This window comes from Streptomyces sp. NPDC000410, assembly GCF_040300305.1.
Classification (GTDB): Bacteria; Actinomycetota; Actinomycetes; order Streptomycetales; family Streptomycetaceae; genus Streptomyces.
The window spans coordinates 263234-278216 of the sequence record NZ_JBEPDM010000003.1; the positions used below are offsets into that span (position 1 = coordinate 263234).

The window sequence follows — 14983 nt, forward strand, 5'->3', positions numbered from 1 at the left end:
GTCGGTCTCAGCTGACCGCACGAAAGGACTGAAGACCAGCAATGGCCGACGAGAACACTCCCACGACCGCCGCCGCCGAGGGCGAAGAGGAAGAGCAGCAGCTGCGGATCGAGCCTGTCGGGCTCGAGACCGAGATGCAGCGTTCGTACCTCGACTACGCGATGTCCGTCATCGTGTCCCGCGCGCTGCCCGACGTACGGGACGGTCTCAAGCCCGTCCACCGGCGTGTGCTGTACGCGATGTACGACGGTGGCTACCGGCCCGAGAAGGGCTTCTACAAGTGCGCCCGTGTCGTCGGTGACGTCATGGGTACGTACCACCCGCACGGTGACTCCTCCATCTACGACGCGCTGGTCCGCCTGGCCCAGCCGTGGTCGATGCGGATGCCGCTGGTGGACTCCAACGGCAACTTCGGTTCTCCGGGCAACGACCCGGCCGCCGCCATGCGGTACACCGAGTGCAAGATGATGCCGTTGTCCATGGAGATGCTCCGGGACATCGACGAGGAGACCGTCGACTTCCAGGACAACTACGACGGCCGTAACCAGGAGCCGACGGTCCTGCCCGCCCGCTTCCCGAACCTGCTGGTCAACGGTTCGGCGGGTATCGCGGTCGGTATGGCCACGAACATTCCGCCGCACAATCTGCGCGAGGTCGCGGCCGGTGCCCAGTGGGCGCTGGAGCACCCGGAGGCCACCCACGAGGAGCTCCTGGACGCGCTGATCGAGCGGATCAAGGGCCCTGACTTCCCGACCGGCGCGCTGGTCGTGGGCCGTAAGGGCATCGAGGAGGCGTACCGGACCGGTCGCGGCTCGATCACGATGCGCGCGGTGGTCGAGGTCGAGGAGATCCAGAACCGTCAGTGCCTGGTGGTCACGGAGCTTCCGTACCAGACGAACCCGGACAACCTCGCGCAGAAGATCGCCGACCTGGTGAAGGACGGCAAGATCGGCGGCATCGCCGACGTCCGCGACGAGACCTCCTCCCGGACCGGTCAGCGTCTGGTCATCGTGCTCAAGCGCGATGCCGTCGCCAAGGTCGTGCTCAACAACCTCTACAAGCACACCGACCTCCAGACCAACTTCGGCGCCAACATGCTGGCGCTGGTCGACGGTGTGCCCCGCACGCTCTCCCTCGACGCGTTCATCCGCCACTGGGTGACGCATCAGATCGAGGTCATCGTCCGGCGGACGAAGTTCCGGCTGCGCAAGGCCGAGGAGCGGGCGCACATCCTGCGCGGTCTGCTCAAGGCGCTCGACGCGATCGACGAGGTCATCGCGCTGATCCGGCGCAGTGACACGGTCGAGGTCGCGCGCGAGGGCCTGATGGGCCTGCTGCAGATCGACGAGATCCAGGCGAACGCGATCCTGGAGATGCAGCTGCGCCGGCTGGCCGCCCTGGAGCGGCAGAAGATCGTGCAGGAGCACGACGAGCTGCAGGCGAAGATCAATGAGTACAACGCGATCCTCGCCTCGCCCGAGAAGCAGCGCGCGATCGTCAGCGAGGAGCTGGCCGTCCTCGTCGAGAAGTTCGGCGACGACCGGCGCTCCAAGCTGATCCCCTTCGACGGTGACATGTCCATCGAGGACCTGATCGCCGAGGAGGACATCGTCGTCACGATCACGCGTGGCGGCTACATCAAGCGCACCAAGACCGAGGACTACCGCTCGCAGAAGCGCGGCGGCAAGGGCGTGCGCGGCACGAAGCTGAAGCAGGACGACATCGTCGACCACTTCTTCGTCTCGACGACGCACCACTGGCTGCTGTTCTTCACCAACAAGGGCCGGGTCTACCGGGCCAAGGCGTACGAGCTGCCGGACGCCGGCCGGGACGCGCGCGGCCAGCACGTGGCCAACCTGCTGGCCTTCCAGCCGGACGAGCAGATCGCCGAGATCCTCGCGATCCGCGACTACGAGGCCGCTCCCTACCTGGTCCTCGCCACCAAGGCGGGCCTGGTGAAGAAGACCCCGCTGAAGGATTACGACTCCCCGCGCTCGGGCGGTGTGATCGCGATCAATCTGCGGGAGACCGAGGCCGGCGGCGACGACGAGCTGATCGGCGCGGAGCTGGTGTCGGCGGAGGACGATCTGCTGCTCATCAGCAAGAAGGCGCAGTCGATCAGGTTCACCGCAACGGACGACGCGCTGCGTCCCATGGGGCGTGCGACGTCGGGCGTCAAGGGCATGAGTTTCCGCGAGGGCGACGAGCTCCTGTCGATGAATGTGGTGCGGCCCGGTACTTTCGTGTTCACTGCCACCGATGGCGGGTACGCGAAGCGGACCGCCGTCGACGAGTACCGCGTCCAGGGCCGTGGCGGCCTCGGTATCAAGGCCGCCAAGATCGTGGAGGACCGTGGCTCGCTCGTCGGGGCGCTGGTGGTCGAGGAGACCGATGAGATCCTCGCCATCACGTTGTCCGGTGGTGTGATTCGTACGCGAGTCAATGAAGTCAGGGAGACGGGCCGTGACACCATGGGCGTCCAGCTGATCAACCTGGGCAAGCGGGATGCCGTGGTCGGCATCGCGCGGAACGCCGAGGCTGGTCGCGAGGCCGAAGAGGTCGAGGGGACCGATGGGGCCGAGGGGGCCGAAGCGCCCGAGGCTGTGACGGCTGAGGCCGAGGCGGTTGAGGGCACGTCCTCGGCCGGGGAGCACGAGGAGTAGAGCGTGAGTGGAGCCACGGGTGCCGGGTCGGCCGCTGCCGGAAATGCTGCTGGAGCGAACGGTGCCCGTGGCCCTGCCACGGAGTCCCAGGGTGGGGGCGTCCCCACCGAGGGCAGGGGGACCACGGTGACGGACACCCGGGGGTCTCAGCCCTCGCACGAGACGTATGGCGGGGAGCAGCCGGTGCAGCAGCAGGGATCGCAGCCGTACCACCCGCCTCAGGCGTATCCCGGATCCCCCGGCGGTGTGTCTTCCGGCGCCACGGCGGCGGTCCGCCGGCCGCGTACGGGGGCGAGTACGCAGCCGCGGACGCGCAAGGCGAGGCTGCGGGTGGCCAAGGCCGATCCGTGGTCTGTCATGAAGGTCAGCTTCCTGCTCTCCATCGCGCTGGGGATCTGCACGATCGTCGCGGCGGCGGTGCTGTGGATGGTCATGGACGCCATGGGCGTCTTCTCCACGGTCGGCGGCACGATCAGCGAGGCGACGGGCTCCAACGAGAGCAACGGCTTTGATCTGCAGTCGTTCCTGTCGCTGCCGCGCGTACTCATCTTCACGTCGGTGATCGCCGTGATCGACGTCGTGCTGGCCACGGCGCTGGCGACGCTGGGTGCGTTCATCTACAACCTCTCCGCCGGGTTCGTCGGCGGCGTCGAGCTGACGCTGGCCGAGGACGAGTAGGCGGAGATCCCGGGGGGCGGACAACCGATTTTGGGACTGCCCCCCACGTGCGCTAACCTTCAGGAGTCAGCGCGCAGCGCGGAGGGGCTATAGCTCAGTTGGTTAGAGCGCATCCCTGATAAGGATGAGGCCACAGGTTCAAATCCTGTTAGCCCCACAGTGACGATCGGCCCGGACGGAGAATATCCGTCCGGGCCGATTTCGTTTGATCGGGACGGGAGTTGGCTGGCCGCCCGGTGGGAGCATGCACGGACTCAGGTCACCGATCGGTATCGATTGGTGTGTATAGTCGGGCGCCAGAAGGTCTCCTACGTCAAGGAAAGACGAGGTCGCGCGGTGAAGAAGCTCCTCCTGGTCGCACTGGCCGCCATCGGCGGGCTCCTCGTGTACCGCCAGATCCAGGCGGATCGCGCCGAGCAGGATCTGTGGACGGAGGCGACCGACTCCGTGCCCGCAGGTTCGGGTGTGTGAGCCGCAACAGCGGACAAGTCAGAGTGACAGAGCCCCGGCCGCTCAGCGGCCGGGGCTCTGCGCTGTCCGGGGGCCCTGCCCGGGGTCTTTCCGGGGGTTTGCCCGGGGCTCGCAGGGGCCTCTCGGAGGCCTTTCCTGGCTCTTCTCGGCGCGTCGGGTCGGCAGTACTCCCTGTTGCCGGACCGTGACACCGAGCCTCTTGAATTCGCCTACGCAAATCGCTAGCTTGCAGAAGCAAAGTCACAGCTTGTTGAGGCTTGCTTGCAGGAACCTGCGTGCGGAGGGGGCAACGGGTGAGATCAGGACTACGGCGCCGGACATGGACGGCGATCACCATCGGCGGGGCGGTGCTCGCCCTGGTGGCGGGGCCGGTGCCGGGGGCCGTGGCGGCCGGCGGAAGCGGGGTGGCAGCGGCTGACCCGGGGGTGGGCGGCAGGAGCAGCCTGCTGATGGTGCTCGACTCGTCCGGCTCGATGGCCGACGACGACGGCACGGGAAGCACCCGAATGGAGGCCGCCAGGGCCGCTGTCGGCACGGTCGTGGGCGCGCTCCCGGACGGCCACCCCACCGGTCTGCGGGTCTACGGGGCGGACCGGCCCAAGGGCTGCACCGACACCCGGCTCGTACGGCCCGTACAACCGCTCGACCGGGCGGCCCTGAAGCAGGCTGTGGCGTCCGTACGGCCCAAGGGTGACACTCCCATCGGGCTGTCGCTCCAAAAGGCCGCCCAGGACCTGCCGAAGGCCTCGGACGGGGCGATCGGCACCCGCACGATCCTGCTGATCTCCGACGGGGACGACACCTGCGGCAGCCCCGCCCCCTGCGAGGTGGCCGGGCGGCTCGCCAAGGACGGCGTCGGGCTGCGCATCGACACCGTCGGCTTCCAGGTCCGGGGCGCCGCCCGCAAGCAGCTGGAGTGCATCGCCGAAGCAGGCAACGGGCGTTACTACGACGCACCCGACGCCAAGGCGCTGGCGCGCCAGCTGCAGCGGTCCGCGCAGCTGTCCGCGGACGGATACCGCTTCCGCGGCAAGCCGGTGCGGGGCACGCCGCAGCGGAGCTCGGCGCCCGCGCTCGTACCCGGGCAGTATCTGGACACCATCGGGCCGGGAGAGAAACGGCATTACGCCGTCGACCTGGATGCCGTCTCCACGGTGAACTTCTCCGCGACGGCGGTGCCGCAGCCCGGGGCGGCCGTGGACACCTTCGACGCACTGCGCACCAGGATCGCGTACGGCACCGACAGTTCCGACGGCTCCTGTGAGACCAGCACCGAGCGCTTCCTGCAGAAGGAGGGCGCGACACCGCTGACCTCGGCGCTCGCACGGGTGCCGAGCGAGGACGGGTTCAAGAGCTGTGACAAGGCGGGGCGTTACTGGTTCGTCGTGGAGCGGGAGAGCAAGAAGGGCTCGGACGCGGCACGCTGGCCACTGGAGCTGACGTACGGCGTCGAGAAGCCGCTCGAGAAGGGCGTCGCCCCCGCCGAGTCGCAGCCCGAGTACGGAAAGGGCGGCAAGGAGGCGGCCCTGCCGCTCGGGGACCCGAAGGACGTGACGGGCGGCACCGGCTTCAACGACGCCAGGGAGCTCGGGCCGGGCGTGTGGCGCGACCGGGTGCTGCCGTCGCAGACCCTCTGGTACAAGGTGCCGGTCGGCTGGGGGCAGCAGCTGCGCTACGACGTGGAGTTCGCCAACGAGCCGACCACAGAAGGCGGTTCCTCGGTCCGGTCGTACGGCAGCACCGAGGTCTACACGCCGACGCGGGCACCGGTCGGGGGCGGAACCGGCGAGTTCAGCCCGGAGACGACCTACAACGGCCGCCCGGCGGCTGTGCGGATGGGCACGGTCCCGGTCTCCTGGACCAACCGCCACGAGTCGCACCCCAACGTCGTTCCCGTGCACGACGAGGGCGACTTCTACATCGCCGTCACACTGGGCGCCCAGGCCGCCGAGATCGCGGAGAATCCGCAGATCGGTGTGGTGCTGCGGGTCGCGGTGCTCGGTGAGGAGAGGGCAGGGCCGCAGCACGACGCCCCCGTGCTCGCGAAGAAGGGGGACAAGCAGGGTGATTCGGCCTCGCGCGCAGACAGCGATGGGACAGGCGGGGCAGGATGGACCGGCACCGCGATCGCCGCGGCGGCGGGCGGCGCGGTCGTGCTGATCGCGGGGCTCGTCCTCGTCGTCGTACGGACGCGGCGCGGGGCGCCCAGAGACATGACAAGGGGAAGCGCGTAATGAGGCTGAGCGGCAGGGGCCGGGTGATGCCGGCCGTGGTGGCGGCGATGTGCGCGGCGGCGGCACTGCCGGGCCAGGCGTGGGCGGCCGGTGGGCCCAGCCCGTACGAGTTCGACGGTGCGGCGAAGCCGGTCAAGGGCGCCGAGGTCAACAGCAACGCCGAGGGCCTGGACGCCGGGTCCGTCTACCGGGACCGCATCAAGGCGGACGGCAAGCTCTACTACCGCGTGAACCTCGACGCGAAGACGAACGCGTACGTGTCGGTGGTGGCCGTGCCCAAGCAGGGCGGGAAGGCCGAGTACGGCGACGGCATCAAGGTGACCCTCGAGGACAGCTCGGGCTCCGAGTGCAGCTGGCGGAGCGCCGCGTTCGAGTCGGTGGGGTACACCCGCCCCATCGCCGCGTACGCCTCCCGGTTGATCAGGCCGGACAGCACCACGTGCCAGCAGCAGGGCGCGTACTACGTGAAGGTCGAGCGGACCACCGAGGCCACCTCCGCGCCCGACGACTGGGAGCTGGAGATCCGCCACGACGCCGAGCCGGCGCTGAAGACGACCGGCCCGACCGAGGCGCCCGAGGACTGGCCCTCCGCGTCCCCGGCGCCTCCGGCGGGCGGCCCGAAGAAGCGGGTGGGCGGCACGAGCTTCAACAACGCCATGAGCCTCGGACAGGGCGAGTGGCGGGACGACATCAAGCCGGGGCAGACCCGGTTCTACCGGGTGCCGGTCGACTGGGGACAGCAGCTCTTCGTCACCGCCGAGCTCGGTACGAGCACCGCGGGCGACGACTATGTCGGCAACGCGTTCGCCCTGTCGCTCGACAACCCGGCCCGCGGGCACGTCGAGGACAACACCATGTCGTACAACGGCAAGCAGGCCTCGATGGCGCTGGACCCGCTGCCGCCGGTGGCCTACAGGAACCGCTACGACTCCAGCGACAAGGTCAGCGGGATGCGGTTCGCGGGCTGGTACTACCTGTCGGCCACGCTCAGCCCCGAGATGGCGAAGGAGTACGGCGACAAGGCCGTGCCGCTGACGCTGAAGGTGAACGTGAAGGGCACCCCGGAGGCGGCGCCGCCGTACGACGGGTCGGCCGGGATCTTCGCCGTCACCGACGACGACCAGGAGGCCGCGGCCAACGGGCAGAGCGGGCCCGGGGCGGCCAGGAGCAACACGATGCAGGTGGTCGCGGCGGCCGGGATCGGGGCCGGGACCGTGCTGGTCCTCGGGCTCGGGGCCTGGACGCTGCTGGCCCGCCGGCGCGGGGCGCAGGGCACGCCGGAGGGGCCGACGCAGTACGGACCGCCGCAGTCCTGGTAGAGCCGGTCGGGCGTCGGGGAGTCCGGGACCGGTTGGCAGTCCGGTCGGGCGTCGGGGAGTCCGGGGCCCGGCAGCCCGTCCGGCAGTCCGCAGGAGGCGGTCAGGCCTGAGTGAGTGCCCAGATGCCGACCGCGAAGCAGACCAGAGCCACGAGCAGCACCGGGATCGCCACCTTCGGGGGCGGTCCCGGTCGCTTTTGGGGAGTGGTGGCGGGGGCTGGTGCCGATGTGTGGGGGACCGAAGGCGTCTTGGGCGGAACCTGCGGGCCGTGGGCGGTGTATTGACGAGTAGAAGCTTGTTCGTACGGCACCGCGGAGGTCTGGGCCTGGGAGAAGTCCACGGCCGCGGCGTGATGGGGGGAGGCCGCGTGAGCGGGGACAGGTGCGGGGGGTGGCGTGGCCGGCTGGGCCGACTGCGGGAGCGGCGTGGGCGGCTCCGGCGGCGGGGCGAGATGGAAGGAGCCGGTCGCGGAGGGGGCGGGCATGGGGGCCGTCATGGGGGCCGGCCGGCCATGGCCGGTGTGCGGGCCGGTGTGCGGGCCGTACGGATCCGGCTGTACGGGTGGTACGGGCGCGTCCTGGGCCTGCGAGGCCGCGGCCGGACGCACGGGGCCGTCGGGGCCGAAGGAGGCGGGCAGCGGCCCGAGTTGGTCGAAGACCTCGACGGGCTCGTCGTCGACACCGGGCTCGGGCAGCATCTCGACGGCCGTGGTCAGCGCCTTGCGCGCACCCGTGGCCGTGCGGAACCGGGCCTGCGGGTCGGGCTGGAGCAGGCCCGCCAGGACCTGCCACAGCGGCTCGGGGATGCCCTGCGGGGCGCCCGGGGTCCCGTGCGTCGCGAAGTGTTCGATCAGGGCCTGGGAGTCGGGCTTCTGGCCCTGGAGCAGATAGAGCGCCACCAGGCCGACCGCGAAGAGGTCGGCCGGGAAGTCCGGTTCCGCGCCCATCATCTGCTCGGGCGCGAAGTAACCGGGCGTCCCCACGACGTAGTTGGTCTCGGTGAGCCGCGGCTCACCCTTGCGCATCGAGATTCCGAAGTCGGACAGCCGCAGATGCGGCCGCCCGGTGCCGGTGGCCTCCAGCAGGATGTTGGCCGGCTTGATGTCGCGGTGCACGACCCCCTCCGCGTGCACCGCGGCGAGTCCGGACAGCAGCTGGTCGAGCAGGGTGCAGACGAAGCGCGGCGGCAGCGGCCCGTAGTCGCCGATGACGTGGGCCAGCGAGCCGCCGCTCACCAGATCCATGGTGAACAGGACCTTGTCGTCGTCCGCGGCCCAGCTGGCCGGCGCGAGGACATGCGGGTGGTCGATGCGCAGCGCCTGCTCGCGGACGAAGCGCAGCAACGTGTGCGCGTCGCTCTGCTGAAGGACCTTGGCCGCCACATAGCGGCGCCGCCGTTGGTCCCACGCGCGCCACACCGCACCGACCCCACCGCGGCCGATCGGATCGATCAGCTCGTATCGACCAGCGAAGACCTCACCCATTGCCCTGCGCCCGCTCCCCGTTCCTGTTGCGGCGTCCTGCCACGTTCTGGCGTCCTGCCTGGCGTACTGCCTCGTTCAGCTCTGGTGCGACTCGTAGTGGGCGACCGCCTCCGCGGTGCGCCCGGCGCCGTACACCCGGAGGAACTCTGCCAGTTCCGGGTGGGTCGGTGCGAGAGTGTCCGCCGCATCGATGATGTCGCCGGCCGCCGCCACCGACCGGAGGAGCGACTGGATCTCGCGGACCACCCGGCGTACCGTCGGCGCGCCCGAGCTGGTCGTGGTCTGGCCGGTGCTGGTGAGCACGGAGCCGCCCTGCGCCTTCTTGATCTCTTCCATCCGGTCCGTGGCCTCGGCGGCGCTGACACTGCCGTCCGCGACCTGTCCGGCCAGCTCCTGCAGCGCCTGGACGCGCTGGACCACCGCGGGGTTGCCGATCTTGGCGCGCTGGCCGCTCATCAGCTGGGAGAGCATCGGAGCCGACAGCCCGAGCACCGCCGCGAGCCTGGCCTGGTTCAGGCCCAGATCGTCGATCAGCCGACGGAAGAGCGCCCCCAGCGGCTCCCCGTACCAGCTGCGCTGGAGCTCTCTGGCTCTGGCGGTTGTGTCCTGCTGTGCTGCATCCATGTGCGTCTCCCCATCGCTTCCCCATGCGGCGGCTTCGCTGGTGCGAACCCGACGAGCATCTTACGGAGAGTGGTCGGATACCGGGAGTCCCAATCCTTTTGCGAGATCGGGGGGGTGACCCGGTACTCTGGTCTGCGTTCCGGGGCCTTAGCTCAGTTGGTAGAGCGCTGTCTTTGCATGGCAGATGTCAGGGGTTCGACTCCCCTAGGCTCCACTCCATACACCCCTTCAAACCTGCGGAAACGCGGTTTGAAGGGGTGTTTTGCGTGCTCATCGGCGAGCCGACGGCTCACAGGTCGGCGAGGGTGCTGTCCACGGTGTCGAGCAGGACCTGCCTGTCCTGCTGGACCCGGCCGAGCACGCGCAGTCCGTAGTACGTGCTCTGGATCCGGCGTGCGAGGCTGCGGAGGTCGCCGGTGGGGCGGATCTCGCCGGTGTGGCGGCCGGCGGTGAGGACCGCGTACAGCTCGTTCTCGACCCGGTCGAAGCTGCGTCGTACCGCTTCTCTGACCTCCTGGTCCGAGCCGGAGGCTTCGACGGCGGCGTTGATCGCGAAGCAGCCTCGGCGGTCGGTCCCGTCGAGGTCCGCGCCGAGGTCCGCGTCGATGGCGTGGATCATCATCTCGCGCAGGCGGTCCTTGACGGGGCCGGGGCGCTGGAGCAGTGCGACCTGCTCGGCGGTGCTGGTCTCGTAGTACTGGTTGAGGGCGCGCAGGTAGAGCGGTCGCTTGCCGCCGAAGGCGTTGTAGAGGCTGGAAGGCCCGAGGCCCGTGCTGTCGCAGAGGTCGCGGGTCGATGTGCCTTCGTAACCGCGTCGCCAGAACGTCTCCATGGCCGCGCTGATGACGTGGTGCTCGTCGAACTCTCGGGGCCTGGCCATGTTCCCACCCTAAGGGTTTTGGAACGTGTCTACAGAATCTGGCTGTGGGTGGACCTTTGCCCGTCCGGCCCACAGCCTCCAGGTGTCCAGGTGTCCAGGTGTCCAGGTGTCCAGGTGTCCAGGCGTTCAGGTGTTCTGGCGTTCAGGCCGCGATGCCGACCGCTTCGATCTCGATCATCCAGTCGGGGTCGGCGAGCGCGGCGACCTGGACGAAGGTCTCTGCGGGGAAGGGCGGGGCGTAGTGCTTCGCGCGCAGGGCCGCGAAGGTGTTCTGGTGGGCGATGTCCGTGACGAAGACGGTGAGCTTCACCGCCTGGTCGAGGCCGGAGCCGGCGTTGGCGAGGACGGTGGACACATTGGCCAGGGCCTGCCGGGCCTGGGCCTCGAAGTCTCCGGGTCCGACGGTGACTCCGTTCGCGTCGATCGGGGCCTGTCCCGAGGTGAAGACCAGTCCGCCCGCACGGATGCCGAGAGAGATTCCGGCCTGCTCGTACCAGTCGGGGTCCGCCGTGACGCGGATGCGGGCGAGAGGCGGGGTGGCGGGCGATGTCATGCCTGCTCCTTCTGTTCCTTCGGATCGTTCCGGGCTCGGACCGTAACACGTTTTGAAGCGATCGATTCAAAATTTCGGGCACGGTCGCGAGATCCAGGGGCTGACGCGCCGAAAGACGGACGCGATCCGGGGGGCCCGGCCGGAGGATCGTCCCAGCTTGTCCAGGGGGTGAGACGCCGTGACGGGGCGGGCCTCGGGGGCCGGGCATGGCGGTTAGCGTCGACGTTCGACCGGTATTCATCTCCACCGCGGTGCGGTGCAGTTGGGAGTTCTTGTGTCCGCGCCCGCGGGTTTCCGCGCTCTGTTCTCCCTGGCCGGTCCCGGCCTGCCCGTGATCTCCTTTCTGGCGCGGCTGCCGGCCGCGATCTGTCCCACCGGCACGCTGCTGATGCTGACGGAGCTCGGAGGCATCGGACGGGCGGGCGTCGCGGCCGGGGCGCTGTGGACGGGCCAGGCGGTGAGCGGTCCGCCGCTGGGTCGCCTCGCGGACCGGCTGGGGCACCGGCCGGTGATCCTGACGGCCTCCGTCGCCAATGCCACCGCGATCGCCGCACTGGTGGTCGCGGTGCTGAGCGGTGTGCCGATGGCCGTCGAGGTAGCGCTCGGCGCTGCGGTGGGCCTGACCGTTCCGCAGATCGGCCCGCTGTCCCGGACCCGCTGGATCGCCCTGACCGGCGGCGGGGACGACAGCGAGGGAGGTCTGAAGGGGCGTGCGCTGTCGTTCGACACCACCGTCGACGAGATCAGCTTCATGGCCGGTCCCGCGCTCGCGGGGGCGTCGGTCGTCCTGTTCCACCCGGTGGCCGGGATGGCGCTGGCGGGGGCGCTCATCGCCGTCTTCGGCGTGCTGTTCGCGATCCACCCCACCGCGCCCCGGGGCACGGGCGCCAAGAGGTCCACTGCGCCGTCTGGTGCGCCGTCCGGCGAGGGGGCCGTGCGGCTGCTGACCCCGGGGCTGGGCGTGCTCTTCGGCATGATCCTGCTCCAGGGCATGATCCTGGGCGCCGCCAACGCGGGCGTCAGCTCCCTGGCCGGGCATCTGGGTGACCCCGGAATCGCGGGCTTCGTCTGGGGTGCCATGGCGGTGACGAGCGCGCTCGCGGGTGTGGCCATCACTCTGAGGCCCGGCGCGCGGGACCTGACCGTCAGGCTCCGGCTGGCGATCGTGTCCCAGGCGATCCTGCTGCTCCTGCTGCTCACGGCCGACAGCTATACGGGCGCGGGCGCGGCTGTCGCCACGATCGGCCTAGCCGTGGCTCCGCACCTCATCGCGGTCTTCAGCCTCGCCGAGCGGGTCGCGCCGCTCGCGCGTATGGGGGAGGCGATGGCGCTGCTCGGCAGCGGACTGATCGCCGGCCAGGGCGTCGCGGCCCTGGTCGCCGGACTTCTCGCCGAGCACTCCGGATACCGGCTCGCCTTCGCGCTGAGCTGCGCCTGCGGGCTTGTGGCGGTGCTTTTCGGGCTCGCCCTGGTCCGCCGGAAGACGTTCCCGCAGGCCGAAGTCCGTACGTCGAAGTCGCAGGGGCCGCAGGGGCCGCAGGGGCCGCAGGGGCCGACGGAGCCGTCAGGGCCGGCGGGGCCGAAACACCCGTCGGCGCCGGCATCCGCGTAACAGGCGACAGGCGTCGTGGCGACTTCGGGTGGGCCGGACGGGTGGTGTTCATCCGAAGATCTGTCGACCCGTGGCGCAGGTCCCCCGATTCCCGAGATGCGTACTCATCATGAGGAAGGTATGTAAAACGCCCAACCCGATGAGACCCGGAAAAGCCCGGGAACCAGCCCGGGAACGAGACCCGAAAGCGAGGGGCCATGGCCGCCGTCAAGGTCAAGAAGTTGTGGACCGCCTTCATTTCCCTGCTGATCGCACTGCTCGCCCCGCTGGGGTTCGCGAACTCCGCCACGGCGGCTTCGCAGCCAGCCGCCCAGCAGCCGGAGAGTTCCTCCTCGCTGGAGCGGACGGCATCCCCTTCGGTGGCCGCCGCGTTCGCACAACGGCAGGCGGTGGTCCAAGAACGGGAATTGAGGGGCCTGTCGCTGCCGCCGACGATCAAGCAGCGCATCACTGCCGAGGCCCATGGCGCCTCACCGGCCGTCCGCAGGCTGGTCGCACAGCCCGGTCTGTCCGACGCCTCGCACGCCTCCTCGCCGATCGCCAGCGCGGTGCTCACCCCGGCATCGGCCTGAGGCGCCGGGTGGACATCAGCCCTCCCGGCGCCCGCAGCAACGGCCGCCTCAGCTGCACCGAGCGCCGAAGCCGCGTCTGCCGATGCCGTGCCTGCCGAAGCTGCGTCGACCGACGCTGTATCGACCGACGCTGTATCGACCGATGCTGTGTCGACCGATGCTGTGTCGACCGACGCTGCGTCAGCGCACATCACGTCAGCGCACGCCGTGTCCGCCGAGACCGCGTCACCCCCGGCCGCGTCAGCAGCCCGAGCCACGTCGGCCCCAGCCGCGTCAGCAGCCCAAGCCACGTAGACCCAAGCCGCGTCAGCCCCGGCCGCTCCGGGCCCAGCAGCCCGAACCACGTCGGCCCCAGCCGCCTCACCGCACGCGCACGCCCCGTCCGCCGATGCCGCGTCGGCCGTCTCCGTACGACCGCACGCGACGCTCAGCGACGGTCGTCGCGGTCCGCACCCCCGGCCTCGGCCTCCGTCTGCTTCGCCTGAACCTCAGGGTCCAGCCCCGCCTGCCCGTTTCCGCCCACCGACGACATCGGCCCCCCGCGGTCTGAGACCTCAGTGGGAGCCGGCGGCTCGACCAGCCAGTCCGGGTTTGCCTGCTTGTCCCACCACTTCCACACGACGAAGAGCCCGATGGCCAGCACACCGAGAACGGCCGCGCCCTTGAAGATCCGGCCGGACTTGCACCGTCGCTCATGCTTCTTGACCAGCTTCTGGACCTCCTTCGCCGAAACCTGACCGCGCAGCGCGGCCAGGGCGGCACCGGATCGGGCCGCGGCCTCCGCCCCCACGGGCTGAGCCACCGCGATCGCGTGCTCGATCCGCGGCACCGTGTAGTCCGCCGCCTGACGTGCGGCATTGCGGGTCGTGACGGCGGCCCGGTGAGCCGCGTCGTCGAGCTTCGGCGGCACATGCGGTGCGACATGCGCGGCGTACTGCATCCGCGCCTGATGGCGGGCCCGACGAGCGGCCCGGGACACCTTGGGCGCGAGGCGCACACGTGCCTCGTGGGCGTAGAGCGCGGCGTGGTCCTTCGCCGTGCCGGCGTAGGGCGCCACCACTTCCGCGGCGTGCAGCACGCTTTCCTTCGCCGTACCGGTCGCGGCGCGCACGCTGTCCATGCGGGTCACGGGGTCCTCCTCCTCGGTGGCGTTCGCGGGGGTCTGGGCGGTTGTCGCCCCAGGCAAGGCACAGTGCGCCTTTCCACCCTTTTCGAAATCATGCCCGCTGAGCCCTGCCTCGGCATGCGCTACGGGCATCCGGGTCACCCTTTGCTCACCGAGCGCACTTCCGTGCGAGGATCGGTAGACGTCAGAGGAAGACTTACGGAAGGCAGATCGTGGCCGAGCAGCTTTACGCCACCCTGAAGACCAACCACGGCGACATCGAGATCCGGCTTCTGCCGAACCACGCGCCGAAGACGGTCAAGAACTTCACCGAGCTCGCCACGGGCGAGCGCGAGTGGACGCACCCGGAGACCGGCAAGAAGTCCACGGACAGGCTGTACGACGGAACGGTCTTCCACCGCGTGATCAGCGGCTTCATGATCCAGGGCGGCGACCCGCTGGGCAACGGAACCGGCGGCCCGGGCTACGAGTTCGCGGACGAGTTCCACCCCGACCTCGCGTTCGACAAGCCGTACCTGCTGGCCATGGCCAACGCGGGCCCGGGCACCAACGGTTCGCAGTTCTTCATCACCGTGTCGCCGACCGCCTGGCTGACCCGCAAGCACACCATCTTCGGTGAGGTCACGAACGAGGCCAGCAAGAAGGTCGTGGACGCGATCGCCGGTACGCAGACCAACCCGCGCACCGACCGTCCCCTGAACGACGTGGTGATCGAGTCCGTCGTGATCGAGACCCGCGACGCCTGATCCCGGTCCACCCGCTGCCGGG

General features: G+C 70.0%; 13 protein-coding genes and 2 tRNA genes. 10 read left to right on the forward strand and 5 right to left on the reverse strand.

Features of this window, described 5'->3' with window-relative positions; all coding sequences use genetic code 11:
• Window positions 1–41 precede the first annotated feature (41 nt).
• The 6 genes from gyrA (at window position 42) to ABT342_RS06615 (ending at window position 7365) form a co-directional block, all read left to right on the forward strand.
• Window positions 42–2663, forward strand: coding sequence for a DNA gyrase subunit A (gyrA, locus tag ABT342_RS06590; RefSeq protein WP_351567918.1), 2622 nt, complete (start codon window positions 42–44; stop codon window positions 2661–2663).
• A gap of 3 nt (window positions 2664–2666) precedes the next feature.
• Window positions 2667–3341, forward strand: a complete 675-nt coding sequence (locus ABT342_RS06595) for a DUF3566 domain-containing protein (protein ID WP_351567921.1) — start codon at window positions 2667–2669, stop codon at window positions 3339–3341.
• Window positions 3342–3424: 83 nt separating this feature from the next.
• A tRNA-Ile gene (locus ABT342_RS06600) sits at window positions 3425–3498 on the forward strand.
• A gap of 179 nt (window positions 3499–3677) precedes the next feature.
• The gene (locus ABT342_RS06605) at window positions 3678–3812 is read left to right on the forward strand and encodes a DLW-39 family protein (RefSeq protein WP_003958712.1); all 135 of its coding nucleotides are present in this window, start codon (window positions 3678–3680) and stop codon (window positions 3810–3812) included.
• Between the two features lie 293 nt (window positions 3813–4105).
• Window positions 4106–6046: a vWA domain-containing protein gene (locus ABT342_RS06610; RefSeq protein ID WP_351567924.1), complete on the forward strand. Its 1941-nt coding sequence runs from the start codon at window positions 4106–4108 to the stop codon at window positions 6044–6046.
• Window positions 6046–7365 carry a hypothetical protein gene (locus ABT342_RS06615; RefSeq protein ID WP_351567927.1) on the forward strand — a complete coding sequence of 440 codons (1320 nt, stop codon included), beginning with the start codon at window positions 6046–6048 and terminating at the stop codon, window positions 7363–7365. The genes ABT342_RS06610 and ABT342_RS06615 overlap by 1 nt, the downstream gene beginning before the upstream one ends.
• Window positions 7366–7465: 100 nt before the next feature.
• Here ABT342_RS06615 and ABT342_RS06620 read toward each other — a convergent pair whose 3' ends face one another.
• Both ABT342_RS06620 and ABT342_RS06625 read right to left on the reverse strand, forming a co-directional pair.
• Window positions 7466–8848: a serine/threonine-protein kinase gene (locus ABT342_RS06620; RefSeq protein WP_351567930.1), complete on the reverse strand. Its 1383-nt coding sequence runs from the start codon at window positions 8846–8848 to the stop codon at window positions 7466–7468.
• Between the two features lie 75 nt (window positions 8849–8923).
• The gene (locus ABT342_RS06625) at window positions 8924–9472 is read right to left on the reverse strand and encodes a helix-turn-helix domain-containing protein (RefSeq protein WP_351567933.1); all 549 of its coding nucleotides are present in this window, start codon (window positions 9470–9472) and stop codon (window positions 8924–8926) included.
• Between the two features lie 141 nt (window positions 9473–9613).
• Between ABT342_RS06625 and ABT342_RS06630 the strand changes: the two genes are divergently transcribed.
• Window positions 9614–9686: transfer RNA gene (locus tag ABT342_RS06630), tRNA-Ala, on the forward strand.
• 75 nt (window positions 9687–9761) lie between these two features.
• Here the strand turns inward: ABT342_RS06630 and ABT342_RS06635 are convergent.
• Both ABT342_RS06635 and ABT342_RS06640 read right to left on the reverse strand, forming a co-directional pair.
• Window positions 9762–10352 carry a TetR/AcrR family transcriptional regulator gene (locus tag ABT342_RS06635; protein WP_351567936.1) on the reverse strand — a complete coding sequence of 197 codons (591 nt, stop codon included), beginning with the start codon at window positions 10350–10352 and terminating at the stop codon, window positions 9762–9764.
• A gap of 142 nt (window positions 10353–10494) precedes the next feature.
• Window positions 10495–10905, reverse strand: a complete 411-nt coding sequence (locus tag ABT342_RS06640; RefSeq protein WP_351567939.1) for a RidA family protein — start codon at window positions 10903–10905, stop codon at window positions 10495–10497.
• Between the two features lie 274 nt (window positions 10906–11179).
• Between ABT342_RS06640 and ABT342_RS06645 the strand changes: the two genes are divergently transcribed.
• The gene (locus ABT342_RS06645; protein WP_351567941.1) at window positions 11180–12517 is read left to right on the forward strand and encodes an MFS transporter; all 1338 of its coding nucleotides are present in this window, start codon (window positions 11180–11182) and stop codon (window positions 12515–12517) included.
• A 197-nt stretch (window positions 12518–12714) separates the two neighbouring features.
• Window positions 12715–13089, forward strand: a complete 375-nt coding sequence (locus ABT342_RS06650) for a DUF6344 domain-containing protein (protein WP_351567944.1) — start codon at window positions 12715–12717, stop codon at window positions 13087–13089.
• Window positions 13090–13516: 427 nt separating this feature from the next.
• Here the strand turns inward: ABT342_RS06650 and ABT342_RS06655 are convergent, their stop codons facing one another.
• A complete protein-coding gene (locus tag ABT342_RS06655; RefSeq protein WP_351567947.1) occupies window positions 13517–14218 on the reverse strand; it encodes a DUF5324 family protein in 702 nt (233 codons plus the stop codon).
• Window positions 14219–14427: 209 nt separating this feature from the next.
• Between ABT342_RS06655 and ABT342_RS06660 the strand changes: the two genes are divergently transcribed.
• Complete coding sequence (locus ABT342_RS06660) at window positions 14428–14961, forward strand: peptidylprolyl isomerase (RefSeq protein WP_351567949.1); 534 nt, start codon at window positions 14428–14430, stop codon at window positions 14959–14961.
• The last annotated feature ends 22 nt before the right edge of the window (window positions 14962–14983 follow it).